The sequence below is a fragment of the Bacillus sp. 123MFChir2 genome, assembly GCF_000383235.1.
Classification (GTDB): Bacteria; Bacillota; Bacilli; order Bacillales; family Bacillaceae_G; genus Bacillus_A.
Genome location: NZ_KB910935.1, coordinates 40007 through 54619, shown reverse-complemented (window position 1 = coordinate 54619; position 14613 = coordinate 40007). Strand labels below are relative to the sequence as shown.

Sequence of the window (14613 nt, the reverse complement as noted above, 5' to 3'; positions counted from 1 at the left end):
TAAATATAATAAGAGGCTGAGCATAAATACCAGCCTCTTATTATATTTTTGTACTTATTCAGCCGCTACTTGTTCGTTCTTTTCCATAGCTCTCATGGATTCAGTTACTTTAACCATCATGGAACATTCGACTCTCTTACGGAAGATGTCACAACTGAAATCGTAGATTCCATTGATAGAGCCGGTTGCGTGCAGCGCATTGGCAGGGCAGCCACCGCTGCAGTAAAGCTTCGCCCAGCAGTTCTGACATTCCGGCTTAGAATAGCAGTTGCTTTCTTTAAATTGGCACTGCGTCTCTTGTTTTGTAATGCCATCCCAGACGTTTCCCATACTGTATTCTTGATCCCCGACGAACTGGTGGCAAGGAAAGAGTTCACCCCATGGTGTGACAGCGAGATATTCGGTTCCAGAGCCGCATCCTGAAATTCTCTTTTGGATGCAAGGGCCTTCAGAGAGATCGAGCATGTAGTGATAGAAGGTGAAGCCATTACCTTCTTCCTCACGCTTTAGCATTTCCTTGGCGAGAATTTCGTACTGGTTGTAAATCTCCTGTAGGTCCTTTTCGGTGAGCGCATATGGTTCCCGAGGGTCACAGATAACCGGTTCCATCGAGAGCTTGTCAAAACCAAGATCTGCGATATGAAAAATGTCATTGGTGAAGTCGACGTTGTTGTGGGTGTAGGTTCCACGCACATAGTATTCTTTATCTCCACGCTTTTCGATGAATTCCTGGAACTTCGGAACGATATAATCGTAACTTCCCTTTCCAGTTACTGTTTTACGCAGGTGATCGTGAACTTCTTTTCTGCCATCAAGACTTAATACGACGTTATACATTTCCTTATTTAAGAAATCAGTGACCTCATCATTTAAGAGCATCCCATTTGTAGTGAAGGTGAAGCGGAATTTCTTTTTGTACTCTTTTTCTTTGCTTCTTGCGTAAGTGACAATTTGTTTAACAACTTTCCAGGCCATGAGCGGTTCTCCGCCAAAGAAGTCAATGTCGAGGTTTCGGTGATGACCGGAGTTTTCTAATAAATAGTCGATAGCTTTTTTGCCAACCTCATAGCTCATGATCGCTCTGTTTCCGTTGTATTTTCCTTGGCTGGCAAAGCAGTATTCGCATGATAGGTTACATGTATGTGCAACATTGAGACAAAGGGCCTTTACATAGGTTTGGCGATTTCTTAAATCAATTGATAGATTCTTATATTTATCCTCAGTAAAGAGTTGTCCATCATTTTTCAACTCTTCAATATCTGCGATTGTTTCTCGAATGTCTTGTTCAGAGATGCCTGCATCATGTGCGTATTTTTCTAGCACCATTGTTACGATTGCTTCCGAAGGCGTAGTCTCATAAAGCGCAATAATTTCATAGGCGAGATCGTCGACAACATGTACCGATCCACTATAGGTATCGAGCACGATGTTATAACCGTTTAGTTTATATTGATGAATCATACTTGATAATCAAGCTCCTTTTATGTATAAAGTGAAACTTCCGTTATACTTGTTAATACGGGATAAAAATGGCCGCCCATCTGGGAAGCAGCTGGGCGGTACGTGTCTTGTTTCCTATCTGTTCATTGTGTTTTCACACTTTTGATTTGCAACTCCGCAAGACGTTTTGCAAGCGGATTGGCAAGATGTTTGGCATGCACCACATCCACCATGTTTTACTGTATCCATTAGTTTGCGAGTGCTAAGTGTTACGATTCTTTTCATGACGTATAACTCCTTTTTAAAAAGTAAGGTTAATATTTGTGAATGATTTCACATTAAAAAGTACACTTTGTGAATTGGTTCACATTAATAATTAAACTTTGTGATTACTTTCACATTAATTCCAGTAATAATTTTAACAACACCTTTGATTTACGTCAATCATTCGTGGTGTTTTGAGAGTGCGAAACATTCTTACATAAGTTTAACTTGATAGGTATGAGGATCAACCGGGATACGCTTAAAAATGAATCATCTTACAAAACTGTCATCTTTATGTAAGGTTATTAGATAGCTTATTTGTTATTTCAATCTGATAATAAAAGCTTATGAAGTAATAATTAAAAAATAATTTATAGGGAGATTAATGTGTGGAAAATTTATGGATGTTTAAAAGTAAAGTAGGCAAAAATGGTAATAAATTTGTCGATAAAATACCTAGTTTGGTATATCTTCTACTATGCAGTATTGGTATAATGGCTCTCTTTTATGGAACGCAAGCAATAGTGAGCATGTCGCTTCAATCTATCCAAGATCTAATTCCAAAAACCAGTTCTGCATATCGTTTTGGAGGAGTCATTCGTACTTTTATTGGAATATGGATGCTGTTGTTAGTGTATGTTTACATATTTAAGAACCCGATTTCGAATATAGGATTTACAAGAGACCGGTCACATAAGGTTATGACGAATATATTTAGTGGGATAGCAATTGGTCTGTTTATCAATTTTGTAGGTATTTATATTTACGCTCTTATGTTTAATGTTCAAATCGGATTTACAGAACAGATCTCTAATTTTAATGTTTATCCATATGTTTTATTATGTTTTGTTACTTATCTTATCCAGGGCGGCGCAGAGGAACTTGTTTTTAGAGGGTTTTTAACGAAATGGCTCGTGAAAAAATACAATCTTTTATTTGTTTTTCTTTTCACTTCTATTCTATTTTCTCTCATGCATTCCTTTGGGGGATTTAGTCCAATATTTTTGACGTATGCTCTTTGTCTGGGATTGTTATTATTTTTAGTTGCTGTTGATAGTAATTCCATATATAAAAGCATGATAATTCATGGGGTTTATAACGCATCTGAGACGCTGTTTAAATTTAATGACGACAGTATGGGGAGCGAGCATTTATTCTATGCTAATGCTAACATGGGGGCTTATCAGGAGAAGGCTTATCTTATCATCTCAGCAATAGCGCTTGTTTTCTGTGTATATTATTTAATAAAATTGCACAAAAAAAATCCAAAATGGTATTTCATGAAAAATATTGATATAAGCAACTAGGATTATCAAACTAATCTATCGATATAAGTTTAATCCGTCCTTTCTTGAGTCAGTGAAAGAAAGGGCGGATTCTTTATTTTACTAGTTTGGCAATTATGACCCCTGCACACGATATTTTCGCTGTAATTCCTTCAACTCTTCAACCAAATCTTCTCCAATCGTAGGAGCAAGTTTATCATATATAGGTAATAGTGCGGTTTCCCAATCTTTTCGTTGTTCATTGTTTAGTTCATGAATCTGAATCGATGAATTTTGTTTAATAAGTTCAAGTTGTTCTTTATTTATTTGTGCGGCTTGTTGATCATTCCAAGCGGTAGTTTCTTGCATGGCTTCCGCTAATATTTGCTTTGTTTTTTTTGTTTGTTGATTCCAAGTTTTTTGATCCATCATGACAACGTATCCTAAATATCCATGATTACTAATTGTCAAATAGTTTTGAACGTTATAGAATTTTTTAGAGTAGATATTTGAAATGGTATTTTCTTCACCGTCAACTTTTCCTGATTCAATTAATTGATATGTAGAATTGAATGAATCTTGATGCGATTTAACCTTTAATAAATCGAATTGGGATTGGATGACATTACTTTGCATAATGCGAAAAGATTGTCCTTGTATATCTTTTGGTGTATAAATAGGTCCTTTGTTTGACGTGAGTTGCTTAAAGCCGTTGGACCAGTGGGCAAGCCCTTTTATTCCATCTTTTTGTAAGGATTGAAGTAATTGTTCCCCAATTTTTCCTTTTAAGCCTTCTTGTAAGGCTTCATAATTTGAAAAAGCAAATGGTAAATCAAGTACACCCCATTCAGGGGAGAACGTTCCGAGTTTTGATGTGGAAGGAGCAATCATTTGTACTTGTCCGGATTTTAAAGCGCGAAATTCTTCTATATCAGAATGTAAACTTCCGTTAGGGAAGACCTCTATTTTTATTTTACCATTTGATTTTTCATTCACGAGTTCCGCAAGTTTGTTAGCAGCAAGTCCCTTTGGTGTGTTTTCTGCAACAACATGACTAAATTTAAAGACGATTTGGTCGTTTAGTCCTTCTTGGTCATCGTCATATGATAGTTCATTTTGAGGAGGGTGACTCTGATAATAAAAAAATAAAGCGTTTGCAATAGAAATGGTGAAAAGGAGTATAAAGGTAGCTGCTTTTTTCATCGTCGTTCTCCTTTTGAAGTAGTTATCTCGCTATTAACGGGCAGTAAGCCCCCACCCCAGGATTCAGAGAGAAGCAAGGAAGTTAGGTGGGAGAAAACTGTCCGTAAAAGCCCGATTGGTTCAACTAACCATCAGTGAGAAATGTGTCACTGATGGAAGTTTCACTTTATTGTAAGCATACCTAGAAGATTTCTATTCGTAAAGATGCTTTTAGGGGAAAGGAGTGCCAAGTGTGAGGGATTTACCAATACGTTGGAAGATTACGATTCTTTCTTATGCAGTTGTTATTGTTTCACTTATGATTGGTGGCGGGATTATCGTCGCCAATATTCAGCAAAAGGAAGAGAAAGAATTAAGAATTCGTTCTATGAATACAGCGCGAACGGTAGCAGAAATGTCAGATGTAAAGAAGTCACTTCAAGAAAAAAATGGATGGATGATATTAAATTCTGTGATTGAAAATATTAGAGTCATTAATGAAACAGATTATATTGTCGTCATGAATATGGAACGAGTCCGATATTCGCATCCCGTGAAAGAAATGATTGGAAAACGTTCGAAAGGAGCAGATGAAGAGGCGGCGTTTGCAGAACATATTTATTTTTCAAAGGCAAAGGGAGAAATGGGTACTTTAATTCGAGCTTTTATGCCCATTAAAGATCAAAATTTAAACCAAATTGGCGTTGTTGTTGTAGGAAATAAAATACCAAACTTCTTTGAGATTATGAGTGAATTAAAGGGAGAAATTCTTTTCATAGTCATCTTAATGTTAATACTAGGATTGATAGGTTCGTTAATGCTCGCTAATCATATAAAAAAGCAGATGTTTCAGCTCGAACCATATGAGATTAAAAGAATACTCGAAGAAAGGACAGCGACCTTTCATTCCATGAATGAAGGGGTGATTGCCATTGATAATCAAGAAATGATTACGGTTTTTAACGAGAAAGCGAAGCAAGTTTTTCATGTCAATGGAGACGTTGTCGGACAGCCTATTCGTAAAATATTACAGGATACAAGGCTCCCGGAAATCGTGGAGAAAAATCAAGCGGTATATAATGAAGAGATAAAAGTAAGTGGCAAGGTCATTTTAAGCAATCGTATACCGATTAAGAAGGATCATGAATTAATCGGAGCTGTGGCAATTTTCCAAGATCGTACGGAGGTAACGAAGCTTGCGGAAGAATTAACTGGGGTGAAGAACTTTGTTGAGGCACTGCGTGTGCAAAGTCATGAGCATATGAATAAACTTCATACAATTGCAGGCTTAATTCAGCTCGGTAAGGCTGACAAGGCATTGCAACTTGCCTATAACACTTCAGAAGAACAGGAGAACGTAGCAAACTTTTTAAATGAGACAATTAAAAATGATGCCGTTGCAGGGCTTCTTTTAAGTAAAATAAGCAGAGGAAAAGAGCTCGGAATTCAAGTGAATGTTGATCAAAATAGTTATTTAGAGGCCTTTCCGTATCAATTAGATCACCATGATTTTGTTGTATTATTAGGTAATTTAATAGAAAACGCATTTGGGTCATTTGAACAAATTGAGGCAACGAATAAAAGAATTGATATTAGTATTGAGCAGTCAGAAGATGTGTGCGCGATTTTAATTGAAGATAATGGATGCGGGATACAAGAAGAACATTTACCAAGGCTATATGAAAAAGGGTTTACTGTGAATAAACGTGACGGGACAGGTTATGGTCTTTTTCTAGTAAAACAAATTGTTGAAAAAGGAAGAGGAGAAATTAGAATTTCATCTTTTGAAGGTGAAGGAACTAGCTTTATCATTACTTTTCCAATGGGGATGGAGGCGGAATTGTATGGCGTATAAAGAGAAATTTAAAGTAGTGCTAATAGAAGATGATCCAATGGTTCAGGAAGTAAATAAAGAGTTTATAAAAAGTGTAAAGGGGTTTCAAGTAATTGCTATCGCCAGCAATGGTGAGGAGGGGATTCGCTTTGTAAAAAAAATGAATCCAGATCTTGTTATTTTGGATATCTTTATGCCGAAAAAGGATGGTATTCAAGTATTGCAGGAATTTCGAAAACAACAATTAGAAACGGATGTAATTGTTGTTTCTGCTGCTAAAGATAGGGAAACAATTAAACTCATGCTGCAAAATGGAGCGATAGATTATATTATTAAACCTTTTAAATTGCATCGCATCCAACAAGCGTTAGAGAAGTATCGCCAATATAGAATAAGTTTAAGAGATTCTGGATCTATTTCGCAGGAGCAGCTAGATTTATTATTATATTCTGGGCGCTCGGAGAGAACGTTGAGCAATTTACCAAAAGGTTTAAATGAGTTTACATTAAATGAAATTGTAACGTATGCAAAACAGCAAGAAGAACCTCGTTCGGCTGAAGATGTGGCGCGTGCCATTGGAATAGCTAGAGTGACAGCTCGTCGTTACTTAGATTATTTAGAAAAAAAAGGTGTCATTCATTTGGCAGTTCAGTATGGCGGAGTTGGAAGACCAATTAATCGTTATGTGTTTCGAGAAACGAAAAGTTAAGACCAAAATGAACAAAATATTCGTTATGACCATAAACTTCTCACTTTTTCGTGTAAACGCTATCATTATGTTAGAAATAAACATCTGGAAAATTTAGAGAAATTAGGGGAGTGAGAAGAAAGGTGAAACGACTCTTTAAAAATTTAACCTTTCAAGTATTAGCGGCTATTGTACTTGGGGTGTTAGTTGGATTACTTTGGCCAAGTGTTGGTAAAGAAATGAAGCCGATAGGCGACACATTTATCAATGCTGTAAAAATGGTAATCGCACCGATTATTTTCTTAACAATTGTACTCGGCATTGCCAAAATGGGAGATATGAAAAAGGTTGGTAAGGTCGGTGGAAAAGCTCTTATTTATTTTGAGGTAGTGACAACCTTTGCACTTATTGTTGGTTTAATTGTTGTAAATGTGATGAAGCCAGGAGAAGGCCTTAACTTTAATGAGCTTGCAAAAGGAGACGTATCAAAGTATACGCAAAACGGAGGACATGGTATTAACTGGATTGAGTTTGTAACCCATATCGTTCCGTCTAATATGGTTGATGCATTTGCGAAAGGTGATATTTTACAAGTATTATTCTTTTCTATTTTATTTGGTGTAGGGTTAGCGGCTCTTGGAGAAAAAGGAAACTCAGTCATTGATTTCTTAGACAAACTTTCACACGTATTCTTTAAAATTATTGGCTATGTAATGAAAGCAGCACCGATCGGGGCATTTGGTGCTATGGCATATACAATCGGTCACTTTGGACTTGCTTCGCTTGTACCACTTGGGAAATTAATGATGTCGGTATATGTAACGATGTTCTTATTCGTTTTTGTTATTTTAAATATTATTTGTAAGATGTATGGATTTAGTTTATGGAATTATTTAAAGTTCATTCGAGACGAGATATTAATTGTATTAGGAACAAGTTCTTCTGAATCTGTATTACCAAGAATGATGAATAAGATGGAGCGATATGGCTGTTCAAAATCCGTTGTTGGTCTTGTTATTCCAACAGGTTATTCCTTTAATCTTGATGGTACATCTATTTATTTATCCATGGCAGTTGTCTTTTTAGCACAAGTATTTGGTATCGACTTAACAATTGGACAGCAAGTTACCATTATTTTAGTACTTATGTTAACGTCTAAAGGTGCTGCAGGTGTGACAGGAAGTGGATTTATTGTATTAGCGTCTACGTTAGCTGCGTTAAAGGTTATTCCTTTAGAAGGATTAGCTTTACTTCTTGGGGTCGATCGCTTTATGAGTGAAGGAAGAGCCATCGTAAACTTAATTGGAAACGGGATTGCGACAATTGTTGTTGCGAAGAGTGAAAATGAATTTGATGAAGCAAAGCATGCCGAGGCTGTTTCTGATATAAAAGCATTAACAGGGGCGAAGGAAGCCGTATAATGCATAAATAAAAGGAACTATCCACGATAGGTGGATAGTTTTTTTAGTGTATTCCCGCAGCTATCCTTCTTTGAATAAAGTTGATGGTATTTGTTGCAATTCTTTGCTGCGGTTCTTGTGAAAACTATATAAGGCATATAAGCCGATTGCTTTTGAAACGAACGAAATGTTATACCAATTATAAAAATACTTTATTTCACAATTTTTCAATCAATAGGAATAGATTTCCTTGCTTTTGCGACTTGAGGGTGTGCAAACTTTCTTTTTTTAATTACATATACTAATTAACAAAAAGGAAGGAGAGATACTAATGGAAGAAAACGTGAATGGTAGTCCTTATATAAATACTGAACAAGGTGTCTATCATTCTGCAAAGCTGCAGCAGGCAATTGATCAAGCTTTTCGAATTCCTGTGTTTTTAATATATTTTCGAAAGAATTTTCCTTCGTCAAGGAATGAAAAAGGAATTTTCTTCAGTCAGACAGAATTTATGTAAAGAATGCTTTTAGTCTCAAAGTTATTGTTTGCTGACTGTAGGCGGTACACCATTAAAAGTTCTAAAACAATACATCGAAACACAAGGACATAACTAATGGGAGGTGATGACAATGTTGTTGAATCAAAAATATGAAATCTTTCCAACAGAAGCACAAAAAGAAATGTTAGATCGTTGGCTACAATATTGTCGTCAAACCTACAATTCTGCCTTGCTAGACAAAGAACGGAAATATAAGGAAAACAAAGAAAATTACAATCGTTATGATATGCAAAGACAACTTACATTGGACAAGAAGACGTATCCTTTTCTAAAAGAAATGCCTTCTCAGCCTTTGCAAGAAGTTTTTATACGTCTGAAAAAAGCGTTTGATCATTTCTTTTGTAAAGATGCAAAGTATCCAAAACAGAAAAAGTATAAAGACTACAATAGTATGACGTTTCCGCAATTTGGATTCAAACCAAATGGAAAGCATCGCTATGCTATGTCTTTTTCTGATAACGGTAAGTTATACAATAAAAAATTGGGAGAAATAGATATCCTACTTCATAGACCACTCGAAGAAACAATCAAGCAACTAATCCTCAAACGTCAAGGGAAAAGATGGTACGCTATTTTCAGTGTCGAAAGACAAGTGGTACCATCTGATATCGATACCAATCGTGCGATAGGAATTGACGTGGGACTACATAAGTATGCTGTTCTTTCTAATGGTTTAGAGTTTGAAAACCCTAGATTTCTCCGTGAAAAAGAAAAACAGCTACAGAAAGCACAGCAAAAACTTTCTAAGAAAAAAAAGGTTCTGCTAACTTCATGAAACAAGTCGAGCGTGTTCGCAAGCTACATGAAAAAGTAGCGAACCAGCGCAGAGATTTTCTTCATAAACTCAGTTACAATCTAGCAAAAGAGTATTCCGTTATCGCTGTAGAAAATTTGAACATTCGTAACATGGTTAAAAATAGAAATTTATCGAAGTCCATTTCTGATGCTGGGTGGGGGATGTTTCGAAACATGCTTGTTTACAAATGCGAAAATCATGGTGGTGTACTCATCAAAGTAGAACCAAAGTATACTTCACAAGACTGTTCTGTTTGTGGGAATCGTGTGAAGAAGTCTCTCTCTATTCGTACTCACATTTGTACAAAGTGTGGAACGGTATTGGATAGAGACTATAACGCGAGCCGGAACATCTTACAAAAAGGATTAGAAGAATTGCTTGCCACAAACTAAAATCTATAAACTGTAGGGCAAGGTTATGTCCGAACAGTATAATCCACGCCTGTGGAGACTGTGTAAGACGCAGTGAGACACCCCGCTATGCAACGGTCTATGCAACGGTCTATGAAACAGGAAGCTCCTTCTTCAATCAGATTATAAGGTGAATAAGGAGGGGGTTATTCACGTACAGTAAATACTTTAAATCAACTGCAACAACAATTTTTAGATCGACTCATTATAGAAATTGAACAAGCTCTTCTGTTTCCTCGTACAATCCCCCGAAGTGATCAATATCCTGAAGCGCCATTAACAAGTATACGGAGAATGATATTATCTAGTTATGGATTAGTAGCGGTCAATTTTCAAAGATTTTTTGTTCAAGGTTTAAGAACAAATGTTGGGCCGTTTGAACCACAAACACCATTTTGGGAAGGGACTCCGTTTTCACAAATCGAACCATCGATGGGTTATCAATATGGATTACCATTATTATTAATTCGAGAAACTGGAACGGATGTTAATAGAGGGATTTGGCAGTTAGGAAATGCCCCCTTTTTAATATTAGACTGGAATTCTGAAACACAATCTATAGACGCATTTTTTAACAGTGTTTCATGGAGAGAATTCTTTGCGAACTGGGTAGGACATGTTAGAAATGGGTATTACTTGCAAACAGAACCGCAATTTAAGTATTGAACTGCCATATATAGATGCAAATTGAAAACCTAACATAAAAGCCCTTTTCTTTTTCGGTGGGCAAGAGCAACTGGCCACGCATAGAAACGGTCATTTTGTATTCTGCATAGCAGCGACTTATATGTCGGAAAATTAAAATGGATATACAATAACAGACGAAAAACTAAAGCTCCTTCATAATTATGAAAGAGTTTTAGTTTGTTAAAACTTATTTGGAAATTGCTTGATAATACCTTCTGTAAGGGTATCAGCCATTGTAATAATATGGTCTTCACCTTTGTCGTAAGCGAGAATATCTGCGTCCCAATCTTTTTTAATTCTGGCTACAGCCTCATTTGTAACAAATTTTAAATGTGTATACAATAGGTCTTTTAATGCAGCATTTGACCAATTTGGATTGGCGCTGCTAAGAAACTGAGCGATGTCATCAGCATTTTTATACCACTCTGTGTTAAACATTTTTAAATTTGCTTGATTACCGCTTTTTGCCGCGCCTACTACTTTTCCTGCAAGGAGAATGTGTTCTCTTAATAGTTTAGCAAGCTTATTACCAGCTGCTTCCCCATAATATGGCTTTATTGCATTTCCAATATCATCTTGGTTTTTTAATAGTCTTGCTAATACCTTTTCTTGATCTTTCAGTCCTGCTAAGGCGCTTATAATATAATTCCTTGTCCATATTGTATGGTCAATCCAAAGTCTTCTTAAATCATCTTTTAGTTGTATTGCGGATTGGCTAGGGCACGGATTTTGGATACGTACATTTTCTTCTGCGCCCACTTTTATTGGTGACAAAAGGAAAGTACAAGTCATAACGAGCAGTGTGAATTTCACGAATAGCTTTTTCATGGGTATCTTCTCCTTTTTGATTTACATAAACGTTCTATTGTTAGTTTGTATTACTTTATTTGTTTTATCCTGGTTAATTTAAGCGCTTTAGCATGTAGTGGATAAAGTGACGATATTGTGAACACAATATGGCTGTAAGTAGAAATGAGAGCAGATACGTGTGAATTTTTACTTGTTATCGCTATAATAATGATAGAAGACATACAGTGAACAAAAGGAGCAGTTTAAAATGAAGCAAAAAGCTTGGGGCGCGATTCTGCTTAGTAGTGCATTACTATTAACCGGATGTACTAGTAATAAAGAAGCAAAACAAGAAACGAAAGAAAAAGTAGAGCAAAAAAATCATAAAGAAGACAATTCTGAAGATCTGAAAGTGTATCAATCTGTACATAGTCAATATGAAGACAAAATTAATAATGAAGTAAATGAGGCTATGAAGCTTTGGAAAAAAGCGGAAGAGGAGTCTGGGAAGGCAATGAAACTCCCAAAGTTTAAAGAAGACGTACAAAAATTAACAGATAATACGTTAGCGGATATTGAAAATGTGCGTAAAGAAATTCGAGTTCCAAAGTCAAAAGAAAGAGAAAATGAATTATACGCAGGTTTTTTAAACGAAACCGAACAAGCGATGAAAAAATTAGAACGCGTAGCGAAAGAAGAAGACTCTTCATTCATTCGCGATATTGAGGTGCACCTGTCTACAGCAGTTAATTATTATAACCGCTTTAAGAAAGAAGAGAAGGCAGCCAAATAACTTTGTTTTCAAACAAAGTTATTTTTTATTTCATAAGGTGTATCTAGTTAGTTTATCCCGCTATTTGTGGGCAATAAGACCCCCCACTGATTAAAGTTTTACTTTATAAATATATAGATGCAAATTGAAAACCTAACATAAAAACCCTTTTCTTTTTCGGTGGGCGAGAGCAACTGGCCATGCGTAGAATTGGTCGGGGCCTATTTCTGCCACATGCGCAGCGAAAACCCAAAAGAGCAAACAAGTGCAGGTTCCTTTTTTCATGGTAGCAATCTATATGTAAAAAATAAATTGGATTTATATATTTAATCGGAATTGAAGAATGTTTGACATTCTTTGCATACATTATTATTATCAATAATGATAATAATAATGAAGGGGTTGAATGAAATGATTGTTGTAACAACGGAGGGTTTACCAGGTTATGAAGTGAAACAGACGTTAGGAACGGTATTTGGATTAACAGTGCGAGCAAGAGGATTAGGGAAAGATATTATGGCTGCATTCAAAGGGTTATTTGGAGGAGAGATTTTACAGTATACAGAGATGCTTGAGGACGCAAGAAAGTATGCGTTAGATCGCATGGTTGAAAATGCCGCAGCAATGGGAGCAAACGCAATTATTATGGTTCGTTTTGATTCAGGAAGCTTAAGTCATAATATGAGTGAGATTGTAGCGTACGGTACAGCTGTTATTGTAGAAAAGGCTGAATAGTATGTGGAAAGGTATTGTAATATACTTTTGTGTACAAATCATTATTTTCCTTATTATTTTACTAATGGCTAAGAGAAAAGATAAAAGATTACAAGATAATCATGGTACAGAGGTGCCAACTGGATATTTATTTACAGGAGAAATATACTTTGATCCAACTACGAGAGAGAAATATGAAGTGTATTATAACAAAATGGATGGGAAAAGATTTCATAAAAAATGTTTTAATGAAGAATAAAAAAATTATAAAGTAGCCCTTTAGACGAAAGTTAAAAGGGCTACTTTATTTCTATCTGTTCGGATTTTCATGATACATAAAGGTGTACTTTTAGAGTTCACCTTTTACTTTGGCATTTTATATTCTTTTTTCGTTCCATCTGTAAAGACAACTTCTAAGTCGAATTTTTCATAATCTTTGTCTAGTTGGAATACATCTACTACTTGATTAATGACATCTTCATCTTTTGTGTCTTTATCAAATTTTAGTTGTTGTAAGAGTGGAGTGAGCTTTGTTAATGCTTCATCTCCAGCTAGCTTTTCATTTGTTTTACGATCTTCTAATTTTACCTCAGGCTTGTCACTCGCTGTTTTATGTTTATAGTCAGCTTCGTAGTCTTTCTTTGTATCTTTGTAGTTTGCTTTTAAATCAAATTCATTAAAGCTTAATTTTAAATCTTGGTTAGCTGCTTGTTTTCCGCCTTCTGTCGTTTTCTTATCAGTAGTTGTATCCTGTTTCTTAGGTGTACAGCCTGTCATTGCAGGTAATAGCATGAATGCTAAAAGGATTGAAAATAAGATTCTCATTTTGTAAAGCCTCCTTAGTTGTTTTCAAATAAAGTTTTTCCAATATTTATCTTTTTATGTAAGAGAAAGTGATTGTTTTTCCAAATATCGCAATTTAAATCAAAAAATAGATGAAATATTTATGTTAAATTGGAAATGCAAGGAGGGATGATGAGTGTGCAGAGGTATGGTGAACTATTAAAACGTGCAATTGATTATATGGAAAAGCATATTGAGGAAGAACTGACTTTAGAAGAAGTAGCTTCTTATTGTGCTATGTCTATGTATCATTTTCATCGGGTTTTTCAAGATAATATTGGAATGAGCGTCAACTCATATATTCGGAAGAGACGATTAACATATGCAGCGCAGGCATTAGTGATGACAAATCGATCTGTATTAGATATTGCAGTGCAGTATGGGTTTTCCTCACAAGAAGCATTTACTAGAGCATTTAAAGGCATGTTTCATTTACCACCGAAAAGGTATCGGACGTATTTTCAATCATTTTATATAGAAAGGGAGGGCGTTTCAATGCAAAAAGGATTACCGAAAGGATGGGTGTTAAGTGGAAGTCATCCTGGAGAATATGAAATGGGAATAGACTATGAAATTGTTCATCAAGGAAAAACATCAGCTGCCCAAATTAATATTGGAAACAGCATAGATTGTACGTCATTTACCTTTACTTCTTTCACATTTATTCATAAGAGTTCGGCTCACTTTTTTCGTTTTGGGGAGCAATTATTTCTTAAGTTGATGGGCATGTATGGTGAGGTCTATTATGAGATACTTTAGGAAACAGTCTTTGGAGATCACTAAAGCGATGCACTCCTTCAAAACCTAAGTGACATAAAATAACAACTTTCCACTTGCCATTAAAAATTGATAAGGTAAGTTCTTTTTCACAGTTAAAATCACCATTTAATATTTTATTTTTAATTTCCTCCCTTAATGTATCTGACATAGATTTCAATCTTCCTTATTTTTGTATATCTAATATATAGTA

14 protein-coding genes and 3 pseudogenes are annotated in these 14613 nt (G+C 35.6%); 11 read left to right on the top strand and 6 right to left on the bottom strand.

All coding sequences use genetic code 11. The features are described from left to right. Positions 1 to 54: 54 nt before the first annotated feature. Together scfB and scfA are read right to left on the bottom strand one after the other, a co-directional pair. The gene (gene scfB, locus H280_RS0108930; protein WP_020060781.1) at positions 55 to 1461 is read right to left on the bottom strand and encodes a thioether cross-link-forming SCIFF peptide maturase; all 1407 of its coding nucleotides are present in this window, start codon (positions 1459 to 1461) and stop codon (positions 55 to 57) included. 114 nt (positions 1462 to 1575) lie between these two features. Continuing rightward, the gene (scfA, locus tag H280_RS24940; RefSeq protein WP_081625642.1) at positions 1576 to 1725 is read right to left on the bottom strand and encodes a six-cysteine ranthipeptide SCIFF; all 150 of its coding nucleotides are present in this window, start codon (positions 1723 to 1725) and stop codon (positions 1576 to 1578) included. Between the two features lie 368 nt (positions 1726 to 2093). On the opposite strand from scfA, the gene H280_RS0108925 reads away from it, so the two are divergent. Beyond that, positions 2094 to 3011, top strand: coding sequence for a CPBP family intramembrane glutamic endopeptidase (locus H280_RS0108925; RefSeq protein ID WP_020060780.1), 918 nt, complete (start codon positions 2094 to 2096; stop codon positions 3009 to 3011). Between the two features lie 93 nt (positions 3012 to 3104). Here the strand turns inward: H280_RS0108925 and H280_RS0108920 are convergent, their stop codons facing one another. Next, entirely contained in the window at positions 3105 to 4172 is a 1068-nt protein-coding gene (locus H280_RS0108920; RefSeq protein WP_020060779.1) for a TRAP transporter substrate-binding protein, read from the bottom strand. Between the two features lie 232 nt (positions 4173 to 4404). Here H280_RS0108920 and H280_RS0108915 point away from each other — a divergent pair, with 232 nt between their 5' ends. The 6 genes and pseudogenes from H280_RS0108915 to H280_RS23345 all read left to right on the top strand — a co-directional run bounded on the left by H280_RS0108915 (position 4405) and on the right by H280_RS23345 (position 10504). Next, positions 4405 to 6006 (top strand): ATP-binding protein, encoded by a 1602-nt coding sequence (locus H280_RS0108915; RefSeq protein WP_020060778.1) that lies wholly within the window; start codon positions 4405 to 4407, stop codon positions 6004 to 6006. After that, positions 5996 to 6694 (top strand): response regulator, encoded by a 699-nt coding sequence (locus tag H280_RS0108910; protein WP_020060777.1) that lies wholly within the window; start codon positions 5996 to 5998, stop codon positions 6692 to 6694. Before H280_RS0108915 ends, H280_RS0108910 begins: the two co-directional genes overlap by 11 nt. Before the next feature lie 122 nt (positions 6695 to 6816). Further along, positions 6817 to 8094, top strand: coding sequence for a C4-dicarboxylate transporter DctP (dctP, locus tag H280_RS0108905; RefSeq protein ID WP_020060776.1), 1278 nt, complete (start codon positions 6817 to 6819; stop codon positions 8092 to 8094). A 310-nt stretch (positions 8095 to 8404) separates the two neighbouring features. Further along, a complete protein-coding gene (locus H280_RS0108900) occupies positions 8405 to 8590 on the top strand; it encodes a hypothetical protein (protein ID WP_020060775.1) in 186 nt (61 codons plus the stop codon). A 106-nt stretch (positions 8591 to 8696) separates the two neighbouring features. After that, positions 8697 to 9820: pseudogene (locus tag H280_RS23350) on the top strand (RNA-guided endonuclease InsQ/TnpB family protein). A 312-nt stretch (positions 9821 to 10132) separates the two neighbouring features. Next, on the top strand, positions 10133 to 10504 hold the full coding sequence (locus tag H280_RS23345; RefSeq protein ID WP_020060774.1) for a hypothetical protein: 372 nt from the start codon (positions 10133 to 10135) through the stop codon (positions 10502 to 10504). Between the two features lie 201 nt (positions 10505 to 10705). Here H280_RS23345 and H280_RS0108885 read toward each other — a convergent pair whose 3' ends face one another. Continuing rightward, positions 10706 to 11353, bottom strand: coding sequence for a hypothetical protein (locus H280_RS0108885; RefSeq protein ID WP_020060773.1), 648 nt, complete (start codon positions 11351 to 11353; stop codon positions 10706 to 10708). Positions 11354 to 11582: 229 nt separating this feature from the next. Between H280_RS0108885 and H280_RS0108880 the strand changes: the two genes are divergently transcribed. From H280_RS0108880 to H280_RS0108870, 3 genes are all read left to right on the top strand, one after another. Further along, positions 11583 to 12107 carry a hypothetical protein gene (locus tag H280_RS0108880; protein WP_020060772.1) on the top strand — a complete coding sequence of 175 codons (525 nt, stop codon included), beginning with the start codon at positions 11583 to 11585 and terminating at the stop codon, positions 12105 to 12107. Positions 12108 to 12497: 390 nt separating this feature from the next. Continuing rightward, positions 12498 to 12821: a YbjQ family protein gene (locus H280_RS0108875; RefSeq protein WP_020060771.1), complete on the top strand. Its 324-nt coding sequence runs from the start codon at positions 12498 to 12500 to the stop codon at positions 12819 to 12821. 1 nt (position 12822) lies between these two features. Beyond that, on the top strand, positions 12823 to 13059 hold the full coding sequence (locus H280_RS0108870; protein WP_020060770.1) for a hypothetical protein: 237 nt from the start codon (positions 12823 to 12825) through the stop codon (positions 13057 to 13059). 104 nt (positions 13060 to 13163) lie between these two features. Here H280_RS0108870 and H280_RS0108865 read toward each other — a convergent pair whose 3' ends face one another. Further along, complete coding sequence (locus tag H280_RS0108865; protein WP_020060769.1) at positions 13164 to 13625, bottom strand: YusW family protein; 462 nt, start codon at positions 13623 to 13625, stop codon at positions 13164 to 13166. 150 nt (positions 13626 to 13775) lie between these two features. Here H280_RS0108865 and H280_RS23340 point away from each other — a divergent pair. Further along, positions 13776 to 14243 (top strand): annotated as a pseudogene (locus H280_RS23340) (helix-turn-helix domain-containing protein); the annotation flags it as partial. A gap of 145 nt (positions 14244 to 14388) precedes the next feature. Here H280_RS23340 and H280_RS24935 read toward each other — a convergent pair. Further along, a pseudogene (locus H280_RS24935) lies at positions 14389 to 14571 on the bottom strand (winged helix-turn-helix transcriptional regulator); the annotation flags it as partial. Positions 14572 to 14613 lie beyond the last annotated feature (42 nt).

Coding starts and splice junctions, on each gene's coding strand:
- scfB (WP_020060781.1), bottom strand. CDS start 1,461: ATGATTCATCAATATAAACTAAACGGTTATAACATCGTGCTCGATACC.
- scfA (WP_081625642.1), bottom strand. CDS start 1,725: ATGAAAAGAATCGTAACACTTAGCACTCGCAAACTAATGGATACAGTA.
- H280_RS0108920 (WP_020060779.1), bottom strand. CDS start 4,172: ATGAAAAAAGCAGCTACCTTTATACTCCTTTTCACCATTTCTATTGCA.
- H280_RS0108910 (WP_020060777.1), top strand. CDS start 5,996: ATGGCGTATAAAGAGAAATTTAAAGTAGTGCTAATAGAAGATGATCCA.
- H280_RS0108900 (WP_020060775.1), top strand. CDS start 8,405: ATGGAAGAAAACGTGAATGGTAGTCCTTATATAAATACTGAACAAGGT.
- H280_RS23345 (WP_020060774.1), top strand. CDS start 10,133: ATGATATTATCTAGTTATGGATTAGTAGCGGTCAATTTTCAAAGATTT.
- H280_RS0108885 (WP_020060773.1), bottom strand. CDS start 11,353: ATGAAAAAGCTATTCGTGAAATTCACACTGCTCGTTATGACTTGTACT.
- H280_RS0108880 (WP_020060772.1), top strand. CDS start 11,583: ATGAAGCAAAAAGCTTGGGGCGCGATTCTGCTTAGTAGTGCATTACTA.
- H280_RS0108875 (WP_020060771.1), top strand. CDS start 12,498: ATGATTGTTGTAACAACGGAGGGTTTACCAGGTTATGAAGTGAAACAG.
- H280_RS0108870 (WP_020060770.1), top strand. CDS start 12,823: ATGTGGAAAGGTATTGTAATATACTTTTGTGTACAAATCATTATTTTC.
- H280_RS0108865 (WP_020060769.1), bottom strand. CDS start 13,625: ATGAGAATCTTATTTTCAATCCTTTTAGCATTCATGCTATTACCTGCA.